Genomic DNA, 19,376 nt, shown 5'->3' with positions numbered 1-19,376 from the left:
ACATCCCCCGTTGTCACAAAACACTGTTCTTCAGAGCTGTGAGAATTATTTGTATTAGTAATTTCAGGTTTTAATCGAATTCATACTTAGCTCTTTTCAACGGCAATTCGTTCTTATCTCCAAACCACCCTTAAAGAGAGATGTATTTCACCTGTTTTATTATAGTTTACTTACCCTTAAGCCTAGTCTTCCCCATAAAAAATGCCATGTCCGTGCTTAGAGACACCTTTTCTAATATCTAAGCATTCTTTGAAAGCTTGAAAAGACTAGCTAAAAGTTAGTAGGACGCTGATTGATATGCAAGAGATATCACAATGTAATTGCACCTTTTCATTCTATAAATATATACAGCAATAAAGTGGATAAATCATTAGCGAATACAGGGCATTAACTGAGGTGAGCTATGCATCCTTAGTAAAGAAGAGGTAAGTCCCAGCTTTGAGACATCACTCGAAATTAAGGTGATGATTTTTGGCTCAAAAACTATGCAATTACTACATGTTACGTCTTTGCCTGCACATTAGTTCACAGAAACGGCAAGACGATTCGCACAACTCTAAATCTATGGTTTTAGTTCTCTTAAAAACAAAAAGCCCATCAAATTTAACCTGATGGGCTTCTAAATAAATAGGTGACACGTTCGGTTAGCTAACTAATACAGTTAACCACCGTTGTCATTTTGTTAGACGATTCGCTGTCCAAACGTAAAGCAGCTCAAGTGCGATAGTTGCGCCTGCCAGGGCTGTAATTTCGCTTTGGTCATACGCGGGTGACACCTCAACAACGTCCATACCAACCATGTTGATACCCTGCAAACCGCGGATAATTTTCAGGACTTTATCTGAGTTCAAACCACCGCATACAGGAGTCCCTGTACCCGGTGCAAAAGCAGGATCCAGACAATCGATATCAAACGTTAGGTAAACTGGCTTATCACCAACAATGCCTTTCACTTGAGCAATGATCTCATCCACGCTCATGTCATTCGCTTGCATCGCATTGATGACATTAAAGCCGTGACCTTCCTGCTTGTACTCTGTACGAATACCAATTTGCACTGAATGTTCAGGCGAAATTAAACCTTCATTTGGCGCATGGTAGAACATGGTGCCGTGATCGTAGCGACTGCCCTGACTGTAAGTGTCAGTGTGCGCGTCGAAGTGAATCAGAGCCATCTCACCGTACTTCTTGCCGTATGCTCTTAGCAAAGGCAATGTAATGAAGTGATCACCACCTAAACCTAACAATGTTTTACCACTGTTTAGAATCGCATCAGCGGCTGCTTCTAAACGCTGAGTTAAGTCTTCAGCATCACCGCAATCAAACACAAGATCGCCAGCATCAATCACCGAGGTATGTTCAAATACATTGAAGTCCCACGGAAATTTCTTGCCTTCCCACGCCAAGTTTACTGACGCACGACGAATCGCATCAGGTCCCATGCGCGCGCCCGGACGACCCGACGTCGCCATATCTAAAGGCGCGCCCAACACAACCACATCAGCGTCGTTATCAATTGGGTTCTGTACCAATGGACGACGCATGAACGTCATTGCATTGGAGTACAGTGAGTAATCAGGTTTAGTAAATAGATCGTTCATTAAAAATCCTCAAGATAGGTGTAACCCATCAAGCCTTGCTCTAACTCTTCAAGTACACTTTGTTGCTCTTGCGCTGATACTTTCGCCGTGACCAAATCTTTGTAGTTCTGACGAATCAGATCCGTATCGATGTGAACATAACGCATCATGTCTTCAACAGTATCGCCTTCGTTGATGTAGTCGATATTCGCTTGACCACTTTCATCAACATTCACCACAACACTATGCGTATCACCAAATAGGTTATGCATATCACCCAAGATCTCTTGGTATGCACCCACTAGGAAGAAGCCCATTAGGTATGGTTCATCTGGGTTCCAAGCAGGTACTGGCAATGTTGTTTCAATGCCTTGACCATCAACATACTGGTCAATCGTACCGTCAGAGTCACAAGTGATGTCCAACACCACAGCACGACGCTCATCCGCATTATCCAAACCACTTAAAGGTAATACAGGGAATACCTGATCGATACCCCAAGCATCTGGTAACGATTGGAACAGCGAGAAGTTCACGAAGAACTTGTCTGCTAAACGCTCGCTCAACTCGTCCAAAATAGGACGGTGGTAACGGTTCTTAGTGCTCATACGAGAGCTAAGTTCGTAGTTAATACGCAAAGACATCTGCTCAGCCCAAGCACGGTGCTGAAGATTCAGCATACCTGTTGCAAATTGGTTGTGCGCTTCTGCGATATCGCTCTGCGTGTCGTTGTAGATCTCGATCAACGCTCGGTCATCATTACCCGCATCTAGCTCTAAGAAGTTCTTCCACATGTTGTTTAGCAACATTGGTGCGTCAACTTCAGGAGCCGCCATATCTTCCGGAGAATAGCTTTCTGTACCGATCACGTTAGTAACAAGCACAGCGTGATGCGCAGTCAACGAACGACCAGATTCAGAAATGATCACAGGTTGTGGCTGATTGTAGAGCTTACAAATATCGCCTACTGTCATCACAATGTTTCGAGCGTATTCAAGCAAGCCGTAGTTCATTGAGTTTGAAGACTGGCTACGTGTACCGTCGTAATCCACAGCCAAACCGCCACCAACATCTAAGTACTTCAATTGAGCACCGATATCGCGCAGTTCACAGTAGAAACGAGCCGCTTCGCTCACACCATTTCGTACATCACGAATATTGGCCATTTGTGAGCCAAGATGGAAATGCACTAACTCTAGAACATCAAGCTGATTTTCTGCTTTTAAACGTTCAATAACGGTCAGCACTTGTGATGCAGACAAGCCGAACTTCGACTTCTCGCCACCACTTGCTTGCCATTTACCTGCGCCTTGAGAAGCAAGACGAATACGTAAACCTAAACGAGGTTTCACGCCAAGCGCTTTCGCTTCAGAAAGAACAAGATCAAGCTCTGATAGCTTCTCTAGAACGATAAATACTTTATGACCCAGCTTTTCGCCAATCAACGCAAGACGGATGTATTCTCTGTCTTTGTAACCGTTACACACGATCACTGAGCTTGCTTTTTGAGCCAACGCCAATACTGCTAATAGTTCAGGTTTGCTGCCCGCCTCTAGTCCCAGCTGCTTCTGCTCTAATTGAGCTTGGCTCGCTAAGATCTCGTCAACCACTTCTTTCTGTTGGTTAACTTTAATCGGGTAAACAAGCAGGTAACGGTTGTCATACTGATATTCGTCGATCGCTTGGTTAAATGCGTTACAGATATTGTGCACACGTTGGTGCACTATTTGAGGAAAACGCACAAGAGCAGGCAAACCAATATTTCTCTGCTCTAACTGTTTTACGATCTGACTAAGCGGAACTTGATGATCCGTTTCGCTCGGTGAAACATACACCTCGCCATTATCATCAATTCCATAAAAACCTTGGCTCCAGTGCTTTACATTATACTCAGCACGGATGCGTTCCAAATTAACCGAATTTTCCAATTCTAGAGACCTCACACTATAGGGCCATCGACAGAAGATACCTCATTGGAATAGCGAGGTATAACCCAACAAAAAACGTTCGAAAACGATTTGTTGGCTGCATTAACCGATATTATTAAGAGTGAGTCCAACCATTGATATTTGTGGTTACGATTGCGTTTTTTTATCGTCGATCCGACTTAAAGTGACAGGTAAGGTATTACAAGGTTTTAGGCCAAAAAACAGGCTGAAGCGTATTAGATTTAAAGCACTTTCTAACAAAAAATTAGGTCAATAACATACCAATAACACATAAAATTCTTAGCTACTATGGTCAAGTTTAGTCAGGGTTTCGCCAAATAGAACCACTTCTCTATCACAACTCTCGCTATCACCGACATAGCTTGTATCCTGTGATTTAATAGCGACTAATACTTCGTTATTCGAACTAAACATCACTCACTTCAATGCTGTAGCCGCTCAGTTATTAAACTCTTCTCGCGTATATCTTGTATTCGATAGGATATTCTTGTAAATTCAACTGACCGACCAATCGGTCAGCTTTCGAATTTAGGGGATGCTATGAGCCATAATCTAGACCTTGAACCAACCACGTCGAACACCAACGACATGGATCAAATATTCAACCGACAAAAAGATCACTACCGCAATAATGTTAATCCAACGCTTGAGCAGAGAAGAAAAGATCTCTCAGTACTAAAAGCGTTGTTAATGCGCTATCAAGAACAACTAATTGAGGCGTTGTCTGAAGATTATGGCCACCGAGCAAAGCACGATAGCTTAATTGCTGATATCACCCCTTCTCTTCACCAAATCAATTACAGTGATAAGAACCTAAAGAAGTGGTTAAAACCATCTCATAGAAAAGCAGGCTTAATGCTGACACCCGCGAAGATCACCGTTCATTATCAACCAGTGGGTGTTGTGGGTATTATCGTTCCTTGGAATTTTCCTATAATGCTCTCTTTGGGCCCTTTAATCACTGCGTTGTCGGCGGGCAACACTGCGATGCTCAAGATGTCGGAGTTTACCCCTGTGACTAACCGAGTTTTAAAAGCCATGTTAGCTGAAGGTTTTAACGAAGGTCAGATTGCGATTATCGAAGGTGAAGCTGACGTTTCCGCGAAATTTAGCCAACTCCCGTTTGATCATATTCTATTTACTGGTTCAACCTCTGTGGGTAAGCACGTAATGAGAGCAGCAGCCGACAACTTAACGCCAGTAACTTTGGAGTTAGGCGGCAAATCTCCAACGATTATCGCCCCTGACTTTGATATCGCTGACGCCGTTGAGCGTATCCTGTTTGCAAAAAGCTTAAACGCTGGCCAGATTTGTGTGGCGCCCGATTACATCTTATTGCCACGAGAAAAAGCCGACGCGTTCATCACAGCTTATAAGCAATACTTCAAAAAGCTGTATAAAGCAGGCATTGAAAGCAAAGACTTAACCTCAGTGATCGATATGCGCCAGTACAATCGCTTGAAAGGTGTGATTGCAGATGCTCAAGCGAAAGGGGCGGTGGTTCACACTGTCAGCGAGCAAGCACAAGACGATGTGAACCATAGAATGACGCCGCACCTTCTCACCGAAGTGAATGACGACATGGTCGCAATGCAAGAAGAGTTGTTTGGCCCCGTGCTGCCTATCGTTCCTTATGATTCTATTGAAGAAGCGATCAACTACATCACGGCAAAAGAACGTCCACTTGCTTTGTATCTGATGAGCCATGATAAGCAGACTCAAGACCTATTCTTATCGAATACGCATTCTGGCGGTGTTTGTATTAACGACTCGCTAGTGCATGTGGCGGCAGAAGATGCGCCGTTCGGTGGCATTGGCCCTTCAGGCATGGGACACTACCACGGCATTGAAGGCTTCAAGACCTTTAGCCATGCCAAAACCGTTCTAAGTAGAGGAAAAATTAACTTCACCAAGTTAATGCACCCTCCTTACAACAACCCAATTAAAAAGATTCTGTTCAAAGTACTAAATAGATGATTACGAAAAGGCAAAAAATCCTAGATGCTGCACTCCTGCTCTTCTCTCAGCAAGGGCTAGAGGGCACATCTACCGGACAAATAGCGAAAACGGCAGGCGTAGCGAAAGCGACACTGTTTCACCACTTCGAGAATAAGTCGCTGTTAATTGATGAACTATTTCGCGAACTGAAACTTGAGCTATTCACTACGCTGGCTAAACACACAGATGTCTCTGAACAAGATCGCTATCAAGCATTGAAGTTCATGTGGATCACAGGGCTTGAGTGGGCGTTAGAAAATCCAGTTGCGATGAAGTTCTTCACCAATGTTCATTTTGATCCGACGACTCAAACTCGAGAAGTTATCGTCTCACAGATGTTCGCATCGCTAGATGAAATCATTTTGAAAGGGCAAGAAGCCTGTGAGCTGATGGTGTTAGACATCAACCTTGTTAGGCACTTCATCCATAGCCACTTTCTGATTTGTGCAAACTGGCTTGTTGAGCAAAACGAATCTCCGCCAGAGCAGACATCAAAGTACATCAATGATAGCTTTGATATGTGTTGGCGAGCCGTCGGTGGACAAAACCTATAATTTGCACATTATTTGAAGCTCTTGCTTTCAAAGAACACTCTAAAGCGCCTCATGGTTATATATAGGCGCTTTAATTATTTGGACAAATTTTAATCACATCACCATATTGACTTTAAGCACCCTCTTTCAGTAACATCACACCATCATTTCAAAAGAGAATAACGCCATAATGAAGTACTAACATCCTGACATCCGATTTATTTTTATAAAAATCATTTGGACACTCGGGGTTAGTGGGCGTTACTTCGTCATCTATTTTCGCGACAAATCAAGCTCTTAAAGATCCGCATTTTGACAACATGTATCTTGCAGAACTGTACTTCAAAGACAGAAATTATCTCAGCGCAGCTTTTCTATCTTTGATTGGTCATCTACCTAAGTAACGTCTTGGCGATCTATTCTTAGAGTCCTACATTGGAGTCTATGTAGAAAAGCGCCTCACCCCTTTTACTCGTTTACACGTAAAGGGAGGTATTTCTATGCCTACTATATTAGCCAGCAATCTCTCATTCCAGCTCGATACTGGTGAGTGGTTATTCAAAGACATCACCTTTAATTTAAGCACTCGCCTCACCGGCCTAGCCGGAAGAAACGGGGCTGGAAAGTCATTGTTGCTCTCGTTACTCGTTGGAAAAAAGCAGCCCACGTCAGGCAGTGTTTTGCGCCAAGGATCGATCGGCTTTTACTCTCAATTACCATCAACGCTACTGGATACCAACATCACCATCGCTGACTTCTTAGGGATAACCGAAAAGTTAGACGCATTACACGCCATAGAACAAGGCAGTTGCGAACTGCAGCACTTCAATATCATTGGTGAAGATTGGGATTTACAAGCGAACACGAAGCAACTTTTAGCCACATTGAAAATAACCAGTGGGTTAACCACGCCGTGCCATACATTGAGCGGTGGGCAGCTCGCCCTATTGCAGCTTCATCAATTATTCACATCAAACAACGACATACTGATTCTCGATGAGCCTTCAAACCATTTAGACAGTGACGGACGCAATTGGGTACTCGAACAATGCAAGTTGTTTGAAGGCAAGGTACTTATCGTCAGCCATGATCGAAGCTTATTGAGACATATGGAGGGGATCTACCACCTAAACAGCTTGGGCCTACGTTTCTATAAAGGAAATTACGATGATTACTTCAAACAAATTTCTAGCCAAAGCGAAGCGCTAGACAAACAGATTGCTCATCATCAATCCGAAAAGAAACGACTCGATCGCCAAACTCAAGCCAACAAGGAAAAGGCGCAGCAGCGAGAGTCTCAGGGAAATCGACTGAGAAAGACAGGTAGCCAACCCAAGATATTATTGGATGCTATGAAAGATAAAGCAGCTCAAAGCCAAGCAGCGTCTGCGACAAGCCAAAGGAACCTCATTGACCAAAACCAACATAAACTGCAGTCGCTTAAAGAACAACAAGAGCAACTGAAGCCGCAAGCGTTGTACCTACAACAAGCGAATAGTTCTAAAAAACACTCACTATTAACCGTTGAAGAGTGTCGCCTAAGTTTTGGTTCCGGTGATCCTATTAGCTTCTCTCTATCACAAGGGGAACGATGTTATCTAACCGGGGCTAATGGGTGCGGAAAATCGACGCTATTAAAATCCATTCATGGCCAACATTCGAACTATATCGGTTCCATTAAGCGCTTAGGGGCGACGGTATACTTGGATCAACACTTTGGCCTGTTAGACACCAATGACACCATGTTCGATAGCCTGATGACACACAGTTTTGGGTTAACAGAAAGTGACGCACGAACCCTTTTGGCAGGGATTGGGTTCAGACGAGACTCTGTATACCGAAAAGTCGCTCACCTCAGTGGTGGCGAGAAAATGAAACTGGCGATGTTGATCGTTAGCCATAAGCAAGACACCCCGCTTCTATTGCTCGATGAACCGGACAACCACCTAGACATCGACTCAAAGCAAATATTGGCATCCGCTTTACGTGAATACCAAGGCGCATTTATCTTGGTGAGTCATGACAGCGACTTTGTTGAGGAGGTCGGTGTTAGCCAAAACCATATAGAGCTTTAACCTTCGCAAATTCGTTCACTTAGTTTAGTTAAGCGAGCATCGTTCCGGTGCTCGCCTTTCTCGATTGAGACAAGTAAACTACGCGCCTCGAACATCTATTCATAAGGCTAAGGTTTGCATACTCTAGAACAACTAAAATCAGGGCAACTTAAAGGTATTAAACGCTTACAACTGTCAGAAGGTCTCATCGAGTTTCCTCTAGAAATCATGGAGCTTGCAGATTCTCTTGAGATTCTGGACCTCTCAGGAAATCAGCTATCAGACTTACCAGCTGAGTTATCGCAGCTGACCAATCTGCGTATTATCTTCGCGTCAAATAACCTGTTTACGCGCCTGCCTGATGTTCTGGGGTCGCTTCCCAAACTTGAAATGGTTGGCTTCAAAACCAACCAAATCAAAACCGTTAGCGAGCAATCTTTGCCAGCTCAATTACGTTGGTTGATCCTGACAGATAATGCAATCGAGGTTTTGCCTAGCTCGCTAGGTGAAAGACCACGCCTACAAAAACTCGCATTGGCGGGTAACAAGATTCGCGTTTTACCAGAAAGCATGGAAAACCTATCAAGCCTTGAGCTAGTTCGCCTGTCTGCAAACCAACTGACTGAATTCCCTGAGTTCCTCATCAAACTACCAAAACTGGCTTGGTTAGCGTTTGCGGGTAACCCGTTTTGCAAACACCCAAGCAGCTTAGATAGCGTGCCTGCCGTGAGCTCACAATGCTACTCACTCAATCAAGTGCTTGGTCAAGGCGCGTCTGGCGTAATTTCTCATGCTAACTGGTTAAACGATGATTTTGATTTCCCACAGGAAGTCGCTGTTAAAGTATTTAAGGGTGAAGTAACAAGCGACGGCTACCCCCACGATGAGCTCGAAGCTTGTTTGCAAGCTGGCCATCATAACAACCTAGTGAAGTCTATCGCTCAAGTTGACGAGTCAGACTACCTAGCGTTAGTCATGGAACTTATCCCAAGCAACTATTACAACCTAGGCTTGCCCCCTACTCTTGAAAGCTGTACTCGTGATACGTTCAACGAAGGTTTCGAGCTTCCGATTGCGCAAATCGACAACATCGTTACTCAAATGATTAATGTATTTAATCACCTACATGACAACAAAGTCTGTCATGGTGATCTATACGCACACAACACCTTAGTCAATGAGCAAGGTCAGATGATCTTTGGTGACTTTGGCGCTGCGACTATCTACGGTTACCTGACTGAAGAGCAGCAACAAGGCATTCGCAGAATTGAAGCGCGTGCTCTCAAGTACTTTATTGAAGACCTATTGACCGTATGTGCAAAGCAAGACCAAGACAGCGAGCTTTATACTAAACTGGCGAACTTCGAAGCTTAATGGCTTAACTTAATAGCGCGTTGATTAGAGATACTCGGTCGAATTGAAAACAACAAAGCCAACATCACTGTTGGCTTTTTTATTCTTGGAACATCACTCATTTTAATGGGCGAGCAAGGTCGACTCAAAAGGATTAGCGTTCAGCTTGCACCAATTTCAGATACGAATGCAGCTCACCATTTTTATATTCCACCGCAGAGTGAATATTAAGGTCAGCACGAGCAACTACTGCAAACTGGTAGCGGTTCTCGCCCTTCAAAATTTCAACGTGCAACAGACCTTCTTTTAACTTCCATTGCCCTGTTGTTTCAAATCGGTCGAACAAACGATATTCAATCAGAGAACCATCGGCATTGAAGTGTACTTCCGTGATATAACCGCCGGGGCAACTTTTCACCCACACTCGCTCCTGGATATCACTAACAGTAAAGTCACGCTTTGTTTTACGCCACGCTAAAAAGCTTCCACTCTCATAAAGACCAGTGTCGAGATCAGTTCTAGAAATTAACGGCAACTCCGTTTGCTCACGACAATAAAGTTGAAGCAATATTTGCTGAGTTGCGCCGTTCTGTAATTCGCTCATTGTGAATCCCCTTTCTTATTCCAAGTAAACATTGCATTGATCAACGAAATCCTTTTAAAGCGGGCTACACAAGCTCGTAAGAAACCACATACAGCTGAGAGATACCCGGATAGATATCTTGAATCACATCTTTCAGTGCTTGCAGCGTCATGTTCTCTTGCTGAGCATGGAACTCACCTAAGTCATCAAACAGGATTGGTTCAACGCTGATGATCTTAAGATTACAGAACACACGGCCTTGCTCTAGCGTCGATACTTCCACAACGCTACCCGGCTGGTAGTCGCGTTCAGATTCATCGCGAATAGTAATGGTCTTTTTGCCAGAAAGGATGTCAGTATCAAAACGTTCGAAGAACGTCATCGTGGTAGGTGCGGTCATTTATCTCGGTCGCTTAACATTAGAGGTTAGGTAGATGTTTATATACCAGAATGCCTGCTCAAGCGAATAAAAATTAGATGCGAAATTTCACCTCGTCATTCCCTAGACTGACGAAGGAAGGAGTAGGGAATCTCTAAAGAGCCAAATTACAGGCAATAAAAAAGGAGAGCCGAAGTTCTCCTTTTCTTAAACCTTTAAGCTAACTCTAAATTATAGAGATGCTTTCGCTTTTTCAACTAGAACAGCAAATGCTGCTTTGTCGAATACTGCGATGTCAGCAAGAATCTTACGGTCGATCTCGATAGATGCTTTCTTAAGGCCATTGATGAAACGGCTGTAAGATAGACCATTTTGACGAGATGCCGCGTTGATACGTGCAATCCAAAGTTGACGGAATTGACGTTTCTTGTTGCGACGGTCACGGTAAGCGTATTGACCAGCTTTGGTAACTGCTTGGAAAGCTACACGGTAAACACGTGAACGTGCTCCGTAGTAACCTTTAGCTTGTTTTAGAACTTTCTTATGACGTGCACGAGCTTGTACACCACGTTTTACGCGAGGCATTATGCTTCTCCTAAACTAAACGAATTTATAAACTAAAAAGAATTAAGCGTATGGCATCATACGTAGAACTGCAGCCACTTCACATTTTGGAAGGATTGAGTTCGGACGAAGCTGACGCTTGTTCTTAGTAGTACGCTTAGTCAGGATGTGACGTTTACCAGCGTGCTTAAACTTAATACCACCAGCAGTTTTCTGGAAACGCTTAGCAGCACCTTTGTTGGTTTTCATCTTAGGCATGATGAATAACTCCGCATTGTTGAGTTGTTAATAACATAGTAATTAGGGCGAATAAAACCCTACAGCCTATGGCTGCAAGGTTTAATTACTTGTAAAGCCGTTAATTACTTCTTTTTAGGGGCCAACACCATGATCATCTGGCGACCTTCAATTCTCGTTGGGAAAGATTCGACAACTGCAAATTCTTCAGTATCGATTTTCAAACGATTAAGAACGTCAACACCGATTTCTTGGTGAGCCATTTCGCGGCCACGGAAGCGAATTGTTACCTTCACTTTGTTGCCGTCTTCAAGGAAACCAGTCAGGTTGCGTAGTTTTACCTGATAGTCTCCAATATCAGTTCCAGGTCGGAATTTAATTTCCTTGATCTGAACCTGCTTTTGCTTTTTCTTCTGCTCTTTCGCAGCTTTGCTCTTCTCGAAGAGGAACTTACCGTAGTCCATCACACGACAAACTGGCGGCTCGGCGTTAGGGCTGATCTCTACGAGATCCATACCAGCTTCATTTGCAGCTTCCATCGCTTCCGCGATTGTTACTACACCAACAGCTTCGCCGTCTGCGCCAGTTAGACGCACTTCACGAACGCCACGAATGTCACCGTTTAAACGGTGCTGGTTTTGTTTGGCCGGTTGTTGGCCACGTCTTCCGCCTTTAATAGCTATTCCTCCAGATTGAGCTTACGGCTTGAAACCTCGGCTTGGATGTATGAAATAAAGTCATCCACTTTAAATTTGCCAAGGTCCTTACCTTTACGTGTACGTACTGCTATTTCGCCGGCTTCCATTTCTTGGTCACCACACACAAGCATGAACGGTACACGTTTCAAAGTATGTTCGCGGATTTTAAAGCCAATCTTCTCATTTCTCAAGTCTGCTTTGACTCTAAATCCACTTTTTTGCAGTTTTTTCGCAATTTCTTGTACATATTCAGACTGTTTGTCCGTAATGCCCATAACAATTGCTTGTTCTGGCGCCAACCACGTTGGGAAGAAGCCAGCGTATTCTTCAATAAGAATACCGATGAAGCGTTCTAGTGAACCTAAAATCGCGCGGTGGATCATAACTGGCGTGTGACGCTCGTTATCTTCACCTACGTAAGTTGCACCTAAACGTTCTGGTAATGCAAAATCGAGCTGCACTGTACCACATTGCCATGCACGGTCCAAACAATCATGCAAAGTAAATTCAATCTTAGGTCCGTAGAACGCACCCTCGCCTTCTTGAATCTCGTATGCAATGTCCATTGCCTCTAGCGCTTGCTTAAGGTCAGCTTCTGCACGGTCCCACATTTCGTCTGAACCTACACGTTGTTCTGGACGAGTAGATAGCTTAACAACAATGCTATCGAAGCCGAAAGTTGTGTAAGTATCGTAAACCATTTCAATACAAGCTTTAACTTCTTGCTGAACTTGGTCTTCAGTACAGAATACGTGAGCATCATCTTGAGTGAAGCCACGAACACGCATAATGCCATGAAGTGCGCCAGACGGCTCGTTACGGTGACATGAGCCAAACTCAGCCATACGTAGCGGTAGATCACGGTAAGATTTCAAACCTTGGTTAAAGATTTGAACGTGACCAGGACAGTTCATTGGCTTAATCGCGTATTCACGGTTCTCTGAAGAAGTAGTGAACATCGCTTCAGCGTACTTATCCCAGTGACCAGAACGTTCCCAAAGAACACGGTCCATCATTAATGGGCCTTTTACTTCTTGGTAATCGTACTCAGTCAGCTTCTGGCGAATAAATACTTCTAGCTCACGGAAGATAGTCCAACCGTTGTGATGCCAGAACACCATGCCTGGTGCTTCTTGCTGCATGTGGAATAGATCTAAGTGCTTACCGATTTTACGGTGATCACGCTTAGCCGCTTCTTCTAGGCGCACTAGGTGAGCCTTAAGCGCTTTCTTGTCGTGGAATGCAGTGCCGTAGATACGTTGAAGCATCTTGTTGTCACTGTTACCACGCCAGTAAGCACCCGCTACGTTAAGTAGTGTGAAGTGTTGGCAGAAGCCCATATGTGGAACGTGTGGACCACGACACATATCGATGTATTCTTCATGATGGTACAGGCCTGGACGATCGTCTTTAGAAACGTTCTCATCCAAGATTTCGATTTTGTAAGTCTCGCCGCGAGCTTCGAATGCGTCACGCGCTTCCTGCCAGCTAACTTTCTTCTTAACAACCTGATACTTGGTCTTCGCTAGCTCTTTCATACGCTTTTCAATCTTTTCTAGATCTTCTTGCGTTAGAGAGTGCTCAAGGTCGATATCGTAATAGAAACCGTTATCGATGGTAGGACCGATCGCCATTTTCGCTTCTGGAAAAAGCTGCTTAATCGCGTGACCTAAAAGGTGAGCACAAGAGTGACGAACGATCTCAAGGCCATCAACTTCATCTTTAGCTGTGATGATTTCTAGGCTTGCATCGTTTTCGATAAGATCACAAGCATCAACACGCTCGCCGTCTACACGACCAGCAATGGTTGCTTTCGCAAGACCAGGACCGATTGATAGGGCAACATCTAGAGTTGATACAGGGTTGTCAAATTGACGCTGACTACCGTCAGGAAGAGTAATAATTGGCATTATTTGTCCTTTACAGTGGTGTTGCACACCAAGCAACACATGAAAATGTTTAATATATGTTTTTCAACCAACAAGTATGTTGATCGGAGATATATGCATAATAAAGATACCCACATAGAAGCAAATACAGATGCCCCATCTGTGAGTAGCCAAACATTGTAACGAAATTATATGAAATGACAATGACAGAGAGAATCTGCCCGCTCTCCAACCACTTCGTTTCATAAGGTTTTATCGTAATAGTGTTAACTTCCCTACCCCTTCGAACCCTCTTTCCAATCAAGCTGTATCAACTCAATTAATTCTCCTATCTCTTTTAAGTTCGCTCTTCCAACTTATCTCTTACAAACGAGTATTTAGAACTAAGCTATATAGAAGCAACGGAATACGGATGAGATGCATATGGGAAAACAGGCTACTGTTATATCGTTCAAACCACTTTTACCATTACTAATAGCAACGGTTGTTTTTGCTCCAACCGCATGGGCCAACAAAGATTACGGACCGCTAATCAGTTATACCCAAGCACCATTACAGTCCGTTCGCCTTACTCCAACGCTCCGCTCTGGCTTTCCACTCGAAGAAAGTAAGGTTGAAGTATTTGCTTCTTTAACCGCTGCGAGTATCTGGGCCAATTCCCACGACTATCATTTAGACTATTATCAGAACCAACTTCAAACAGGCCTGAAATGGCAACTAACCACAGCATGGCAAGTCGAGTTCAATTATCGCTGGCTATACGCTGCTAACAATCACATCGATAAAATAACCATCAACTACCACGATTTACTTGGCCTCGACCAAGCAGGGCGAACTCGTAAAGAGCGACACCAATTTGATATCTACGCACCAGACCACGACATAAATACTAGAGACTTCTCCGGCGACACACTGACTAACGCTTTCACCCTCTACACCCAATACCAAATCATAGACCTTGAAAACCACGGTTTATCCTTTGGTGTATCCCTTTATCACAACAATGTCAGCCACGGCGCCTTCGAAGGAAACAGCAACGAGCAAAGCGCTCAATTCAACTATGCATACCAACTAGACATCAATACCTTTTACACAAGCTTAGGGTTTGCCAATCAGTCTAATCGACAGGTAGAAAATGGCTTTTCACACAAGAAAACAACATGGTCATGGATGGGAGGATATCAACTCACGCTATTTGAAAATCATGAGTTACACCTAGAATATCGTTGGTATGAAGGTGCAGAAGGTAGTGACACTGAGTTTTCAGAAGCCGCGAATGAGATGATGTTTGGGTATCGGTATCTCATGCAACGCTCAGCGGTCGAGATATCCATTATCGAAAACATCTTCAATATGGATAACTCTACCGATGTTGCCTTCCAATTGGCTTATCGTCATCAGTGGTAAACCTATTTAAGGTCGGGATAGTAGGAACAAAAAAGCCGAACGGATAAGTTCGGCTTAGGGAGTCTATGTTGTTCTATATAAGTCAGAGCGACTACGCACTCATGATTCTTGATACAGCGTTGCGGATATCTGAGTCGGCAGCGTTAACTGGCAAGCTGAATGAGATGTATTGGTCGCCGCGAAAGCTCATTGATCGGTCGATTTCTGCTAGGCAGTGAACCATTGAATCTTCTACGATGAATGACAGCTCGATCTCTTTGTTATTCATGAAACCGCCACTGCGAAATTCAATCTCTTGGTAACAACCAGAGCGAGAAGCAAAGCTGTTGCCTTTCAAGAAGCCCTTCTCTACATCAGCTTTCACCATTGCCATGCCCGAAGCTTCAACACCTTGGATGATTTTAGCGACCGTTGGTAGTGGGTGTACGGAGATAAAGTCGCGGTCTTTAGGATCAATCGCGAAGCCGATATCTAGGTTGGTTTCAATCCACACATGGCATTGATTCATTTGTGCATTCAACGCGGTGACTGGCGTTTCGTCATTTAACTTAAGACGGAATGGAACCAGTTTGGTTTCACCCGGTTGAATAACGAAAGGCTCTACCGCTTGAATACGACCCAGTGAAAAGGTTTCGTAGTTGGTACTGTCTTCCGTTTCTACTTTTACTTCTGTGTTGAGAACCAAGTTAATCAAGTCGATTTGTTGCTCAACGTCGCCACCAACAATGTGAACATTGCCAGACAACTCTCCACCTTGGAAAACTTCAATATTATCTAAGACAGTATCAACCTTTGCTGCACCGATGCCCAACGAGGCCTTTAATTTCTTAAACATATTATTTCCCTTTCTAATTATCTGATTTACGAATAGTTATTGCGTGACAATTTGCGACACTTGCCTCACAGAATCAAGTAATTTGCCCCATCTATGTTGAATAGGGTCACATTGCCCGAGGAAATGTTGAAATCGTGAAAAATTCCGTTACTCTATTTGTATAGTCAAATAAGGTTTCATTATGTCGAAAGCGCCGCTCTACCTTCAGATAAAACAGTTCATAGACGATAATATCAACAATGGTCACTGGCCAGTGGGTTACCAAATAACCACAGAACTCGAACTCACAGAGCAGTTCAATGTGAGTCGAATGACGGTCAATAAAGCCATTCGAGATCTGGTGTCTGAAGGCAAGCTCATTAGGAAGCCAAGGCTAGGTACGTTTGTTTGTGAACCCGACGAAAAAGCGCAATCTCCGCTGCTTGATATCAACAACATCGCACAAGAAATCAAAGACCGTGGCCAAACGTATACTAGCCAAGTTATCAAACACGATAGCATTAAGGCTGATGAAAGCACCGCCACACGGTTAGGTGTAATGATTAACGCCGAAGTATTCTATAGTGAAATCATCCACTTTGCTGACAATACACCGATACAATTGGAAGCGCGCTGGGTGAACTCTCAAGCCGCTCCAAAATACCTAGAGCAAGACTTTTCAACCTCGACACCCAATGAATACCTTTCAAAAAACTGCCCGTTAAGTGCTATCGAGCACACGGTTGAAGCCATTATTCCAGACTTACAAATCAGAACGTCACTAAAGCTATCAGAATCAGAGCCTTGCCTACTTTTGAATAGGAGAACATGGAGTAAAGAACGCCTCATCAGCTTTGCATTGCTCTACCATCCTGGCTCTAAGTACAAATTAAGCTCCAAGATACTTCTAGATTAAAGAACATCATCCTGATCGCCGATCACATTTTTGCAACATCAACTTGATTCGGGTCAGCGTTTAGCCTATTTATTTGTATATACATTTAATGTTTAGCAAAGATCTAGGTGATTATGAATTTGATCCTCAAAAACGCACGAGTGGTCTTCATGAGTTCGGGAACCGACGGTTATCAGCCCTCTTCCCCTCAAAATATCGTTATCGAAAGCGGTAAGATCGTGTCCATCTCTTGTTCAAACCACGAGGCACTTGCTTCTGAATTAGAACAAGTAAGTGTTGATGGTTCTTTGGATTACGTCACCTATGACTGCAAAAACAAACTCGTCACCCCTGGGTTAATTGATTGCCACACTCACCTTGTATTTGCAGGTAATCGTGCCAATGAATTTGAGCAGCGTTTGAATGGTGTGTCTTACACCGACATAGCCAAGCAAGGCGGCGGCATTCTGGCGACAGTAACCGCGACCCGCGCAGCGCAAGAATCCGAACTGGTTGAAATGGCTTTGCCTAGACTTGATGGCCTGCTAAGAAGTGGCGTAACCAGCATCGAAGTAAAATCTGGCTATGGTTTAACACTTGAAGATGAGCTCAAGATGTTACGCGCAGCTAAAGCGTTAGAGAATCATCGCCGAATTAAGATCACCACCACTCTCCTTGCAGCCCATGCTGTGCCACCTGAATATAAAGAACAACCGGACAGCTATATCGATCTGGTTTGCCAAGAGATCATTCCTAAAGCTGCAGAGCAAGGCCTAGCCGATGCGGTTGACGTGTTCTGTGAATCTATCGGCTTCAACCTTGAACAAACCGAACGTGTATTTGCAGCAGCCAAAGAACACGGACTAGCGATTAAAGGCCACACAGAACAGCTTTCAAATATGGGCGGCAGTGCGCTCGCAGCTAAATACGGTGCACTCTCTGTCGATCATGTTGAGTACCTTGATGAAACCGGAGTCAAAGCGCTGGCAGAATCAGGCACAGTTGCGACATTACTGCCCGGCGCTTTCTATTTCTTGAAAGAGACTCAACAGCCGCCAGTCGCCCTACTTCGTGAACACAACATTCCAATGGCGATCGCGACCGACTTAAACCCCGGCACCTCCCCTTTTGCAGACTTAACGCTGATGATGAACATGAGCTGCACCCTGTTTGGTACAACACCTGAAGAAGCGCTGCGCGGTGTAACTTGTAACGCTGCTGCTGCCATTGGCGACTCACAAACCAAAGGTAAAGTTGAAATTGGTTATGCCGCTGATTTGGCTATCTGGAATATCGAGCACCCAGCAGATCTGAGCTATCAAGTTGGTGTTCCTCATCTGCATAAACGCATTGTTAACGGCGAGGTGTGTCATGACTCAATCTAATTCTAACGGCATTCAAAAGAACTCAGAAACCGTACATAACTTCGTGTGGACGGGACGCAATGATCTTGAAGATGGCGCACTCGGCACACGCGTACATAACATTACCAAGCAAGTGCAACATAGTGACTTAAGTAATGAGCTTAATGACCGAGCCATCGCCTTGGTAGGCTTTGCCAGCGATGCTGGAGTTGCAAGAAATAAAGGACGCGTAGGCGCGAAACAAGCACCTAACCTGATTCGTCAAGCGTTGGCTAATATGGCTTGGCACAGTGACGCGCACATCGCGGATCTTGGTGATATCGAGTGCCATGATGGTCAACTTGAAGTCAGTCAAAAACAGTGTGCTTCGGTTATTGCCTGTGCTTTATCAACCAACAAAGTGATTACCCTTGGCGGCGGTCATGAAGTGGCTTGGGCATCTTTCCAAGGCCTCGCTGAGCATCTACATAAAACGGAACACCGACATAAAGCGGAACGCCTTGATAAAGGTCAGCCTGTACACAAACCAAAAATAGGCATCGTCAACTTTGATGCTCACTTTGATCTTCGTGAATTTAAAAGCAACATCACCGACGTTAAACCCAGTTCAGGCACGCCTTTTAACCAGATCAGCGATTACTGCCACAAACATCAATGGCCATTCCAATACGCTTGCCTTGGTGTGAGTGCAGCCAGCAATACCAAAGCGCTGTTTAACAAAGCTGACCAACTGGGTGTTTGGTATGAACACGACCGCAACATGACCCAAATAAACCAAGTCGCTCAACTAGTTAAGTTACAAAGATTCATCGCTGAGTGTGATTACCTTTATCTCACTATCGACTTAGACGTATTCCCCGCCACTACGGCACCGGGCGTAAGTGCACCAGCAGCAAGAGGTGTGAGCTATGAAGCGCTCGCTCCTTTTCTAGAACAGATTTTCAAACACAGTGAAAAACTCATTATCGCGGACATTGCGGAATACAACCCAGACTACGACATCGATGGCCAAACGGCTCGATTGGCGGCGCGTTTGTGTTGGGACATAGCCAGTGCAATGGCCAGCGACTAATCCAGCT

General features: G+C 44.2%; 17 protein-coding genes. 8 read left to right on the top strand and 9 right to left on the bottom strand.

The window, feature by feature from the left end; all coding sequences use genetic code 11:
* Nucleotides 1–674: 674 nt before the first annotated feature.
* Nucleotides 675–1,601 (bottom strand): agmatinase, encoded by a 927-nt coding sequence (gene speB / locus BCU75_RS18990; protein WP_009846513.1) that lies wholly within the window; start codon nucleotides 1,599–1,601, stop codon nucleotides 675–677.
* Complete coding sequence (gene speA, locus BCU75_RS18985; RefSeq protein WP_102474820.1) at nucleotides 1,601–3,508, bottom strand: arginine decarboxylase; 1,908 nt, start codon at nucleotides 3,506–3,508, stop codon at nucleotides 1,601–1,603. Before speA ends, speB begins: the two co-directional genes overlap by 1 nt.
* A gap of 561 nt (nucleotides 3,509–4,069) precedes the next feature.
* Here speA and BCU75_RS18980 point away from each other — a divergent pair.
* From BCU75_RS18980 to BCU75_RS18960, 4 genes are all read left to right on the top strand, one after another.
* A complete protein-coding gene (locus BCU75_RS18980) occupies nucleotides 4,070–5,506 on the top strand; it encodes a coniferyl aldehyde dehydrogenase (protein ID WP_102474748.1) in 1,437 nt (478 codons plus the stop codon).
* Nucleotides 5,503–6,081, top strand: coding sequence for a TetR/AcrR family transcriptional regulator (locus tag BCU75_RS18975; RefSeq protein ID WP_102474747.1), 579 nt, complete (start codon nucleotides 5,503–5,505; stop codon nucleotides 6,079–6,081). The genes BCU75_RS18980 and BCU75_RS18975 overlap by 4 nt, the downstream gene beginning before the upstream one ends.
* Nucleotides 6,082–6,560: 479 nt before the next feature.
* Nucleotides 6,561–8,135 (top strand): ATP-binding cassette domain-containing protein, encoded by a 1,575-nt coding sequence (locus BCU75_RS18965; RefSeq protein ID WP_102474746.1) that lies wholly within the window; start codon nucleotides 6,561–6,563, stop codon nucleotides 8,133–8,135.
* A 114-nt stretch (nucleotides 8,136–8,249) separates the two neighbouring features.
* Nucleotides 8,250–9,488: a leucine-rich repeat-containing protein kinase family protein gene (locus BCU75_RS18960; RefSeq protein WP_102474745.1), complete on the top strand. Its 1,239-nt coding sequence runs from the start codon at nucleotides 8,250–8,252 to the stop codon at nucleotides 9,486–9,488.
* Nucleotides 9,489–9,621: 133 nt separating this feature from the next.
* Here BCU75_RS18960 and BCU75_RS18955 read toward each other — a convergent pair whose 3' ends face one another.
* From BCU75_RS18955 to thrS, 6 genes are all read right to left on the bottom strand, one after another.
* Entirely contained in the window at nucleotides 9,622–10,071 is a 450-nt protein-coding gene (locus BCU75_RS18955; RefSeq protein WP_102474744.1) for a hypothetical protein, read from the bottom strand.
* 64 nt (nucleotides 10,072–10,135) lie between these two features.
* Nucleotides 10,136–10,450 (bottom strand): N(4)-acetylcytidine aminohydrolase, encoded by a 315-nt coding sequence (yqfB, locus tag BCU75_RS18950; protein WP_102474743.1) that lies wholly within the window; start codon nucleotides 10,448–10,450, stop codon nucleotides 10,136–10,138.
* Between the two features lie 210 nt (nucleotides 10,451–10,660).
* The gene (rplT, locus tag BCU75_RS18945; protein WP_004733517.1) at nucleotides 10,661–11,014 is read right to left on the bottom strand and encodes a 50S ribosomal protein L20; all 354 of its coding nucleotides are present in this window, start codon (nucleotides 11,012–11,014) and stop codon (nucleotides 10,661–10,663) included.
* Between the two features lie 42 nt (nucleotides 11,015–11,056).
* Nucleotides 11,057–11,251, bottom strand: a complete 195-nt coding sequence (gene rpmI / locus BCU75_RS18940; RefSeq protein WP_004733518.1) for a 50S ribosomal protein L35 — start codon at nucleotides 11,249–11,251, stop codon at nucleotides 11,057–11,059.
* 104 nt (nucleotides 11,252–11,355) lie between these two features.
* Entirely contained in the window at nucleotides 11,356–11,907 is a 552-nt protein-coding gene (gene infC, locus BCU75_RS18935) for a translation initiation factor IF-3 (RefSeq protein WP_076646145.1), read from the bottom strand.
* Nucleotides 11,908–11,909: 2 nt separating this feature from the next.
* Entirely contained in the window at nucleotides 11,910–13,838 is a 1,929-nt protein-coding gene (thrS, locus tag BCU75_RS18930) for a threonine--tRNA ligase (protein ID WP_086049209.1), read from the bottom strand.
* A gap of 402 nt (nucleotides 13,839–14,240) precedes the next feature.
* On the opposite strand from thrS, the gene BCU75_RS18925 reads away from it, so the two are divergent.
* The gene (locus BCU75_RS18925; protein ID WP_102474742.1) at nucleotides 14,241–15,224 is read left to right on the top strand and encodes a DUF3187 family protein; all 984 of its coding nucleotides are present in this window, start codon (nucleotides 14,241–14,243) and stop codon (nucleotides 15,222–15,224) included.
* Between the two features lie 91 nt (nucleotides 15,225–15,315).
* Here the strand turns inward: BCU75_RS18925 and BCU75_RS18920 are convergent, their stop codons facing one another.
* Complete coding sequence (locus tag BCU75_RS18920; protein ID WP_102474741.1) at nucleotides 15,316–16,059, bottom strand: sporulation protein; 744 nt, start codon at nucleotides 16,057–16,059, stop codon at nucleotides 15,316–15,318.
* A gap of 181 nt (nucleotides 16,060–16,240) precedes the next feature.
* On the opposite strand from BCU75_RS18920, the gene hutC reads away from it, so the two are divergent.
* The 3 genes from hutC to hutG all read left to right on the top strand — a co-directional run bounded on the left by hutC (nucleotide 16,241) and on the right by hutG (nucleotide 19,369).
* Entirely contained in the window at nucleotides 16,241–16,954 is a 714-nt protein-coding gene (hutC, locus tag BCU75_RS18915; protein ID WP_102474740.1) for a histidine utilization repressor, read from the top strand.
* A gap of 113 nt (nucleotides 16,955–17,067) precedes the next feature.
* Nucleotides 17,068–18,318 (top strand): imidazolonepropionase, encoded by a 1,251-nt coding sequence (hutI, locus tag BCU75_RS18910; protein WP_102474739.1) that lies wholly within the window; start codon nucleotides 17,068–17,070, stop codon nucleotides 18,316–18,318.
* A complete protein-coding gene (hutG, locus tag BCU75_RS18905) occupies nucleotides 18,305–19,369 on the top strand; it encodes a formimidoylglutamase (RefSeq protein WP_102474738.1) in 1,065 nt (354 codons plus the stop codon). The genes hutI and hutG overlap by 14 nt, the downstream gene beginning before the upstream one ends.
* The last annotated feature ends 7 nt before the right edge of the window (nucleotides 19,370–19,376 follow it).

The organism is Vibrio splendidus (assembly GCF_002873455.1).
Classification (GTDB): domain Bacteria; phylum Pseudomonadota; class Gammaproteobacteria; order Enterobacterales; family Vibrionaceae; genus Vibrio; species Vibrio splendidus_J.
This window is presented reverse-complemented; position numbering and strand designations above follow the sequence as displayed.

What these genes read in the sequence shown, in the direction of transcription:
- speB (WP_009846513.1), bottom strand. Translation starts at nt 1,601, where the DNA reads ATGAACGATCTATTTACTAAACCTGATTACTCACTGTACTCCAATGCA.
- BCU75_RS18980 (WP_102474748.1), top strand. Translation starts at nt 4,070, where the DNA reads ATGAGCCATAATCTAGACCTTGAACCAACCACGTCGAACACCAACGAC.
- BCU75_RS18975 (WP_102474747.1), top strand. Translation starts at nt 5,503, where the DNA reads ATGATTACGAAAAGGCAAAAAATCCTAGATGCTGCACTCCTGCTCTTC.
- BCU75_RS18965 (WP_102474746.1), top strand. Translation starts at nt 6,561, where the DNA reads ATGCCTACTATATTAGCCAGCAATCTCTCATTCCAGCTCGATACTGGT.
- BCU75_RS18955 (WP_102474744.1), bottom strand. Translation starts at nt 10,071, where the DNA reads ATGAGCGAATTACAGAACGGCGCAACTCAGCAAATATTGCTTCAACTT.
- yqfB (WP_102474743.1), bottom strand. Translation starts at nt 10,450, where the DNA reads ATGACCGCACCTACCACGATGACGTTCTTCGAACGTTTTGATACTGAC.
- rplT (WP_004733517.1), bottom strand. Translation starts at nt 11,014, where the DNA reads ATGCCTCGCGTAAAACGTGGTGTACAAGCTCGTGCACGTCATAAGAAA.
- rpmI (WP_004733518.1), bottom strand. Translation starts at nt 11,251, where the DNA reads ATGCCTAAGATGAAAACCAACAAAGGTGCTGCTAAGCGTTTCCAGAAA.
- thrS (WP_086049209.1), bottom strand. Translation starts at nt 13,838, where the DNA reads ATGCCAATTATTACTCTTCCTGACGGTAGTCAGCGTCAATTTGACAAC.
- BCU75_RS18925 (WP_102474742.1), top strand. Translation starts at nt 14,241, where the DNA reads ATGGGAAAACAGGCTACTGTTATATCGTTCAAACCACTTTTACCATTA.
- BCU75_RS18920 (WP_102474741.1), bottom strand. Translation starts at nt 16,059, where the DNA reads ATGTTTAAGAAATTAAAGGCCTCGTTGGGCATCGGTGCAGCAAAGGTT.
- hutC (WP_102474740.1), top strand. Translation starts at nt 16,241, where the DNA reads ATGTCGAAAGCGCCGCTCTACCTTCAGATAAAACAGTTCATAGACGAT.
- hutI (WP_102474739.1), top strand. Translation starts at nt 17,068, where the DNA reads ATGAATTTGATCCTCAAAAACGCACGAGTGGTCTTCATGAGTTCGGGA.
- hutG (WP_102474738.1), top strand. Translation starts at nt 18,305, where the DNA reads ATGACTCAATCTAATTCTAACGGCATTCAAAAGAACTCAGAAACCGTA.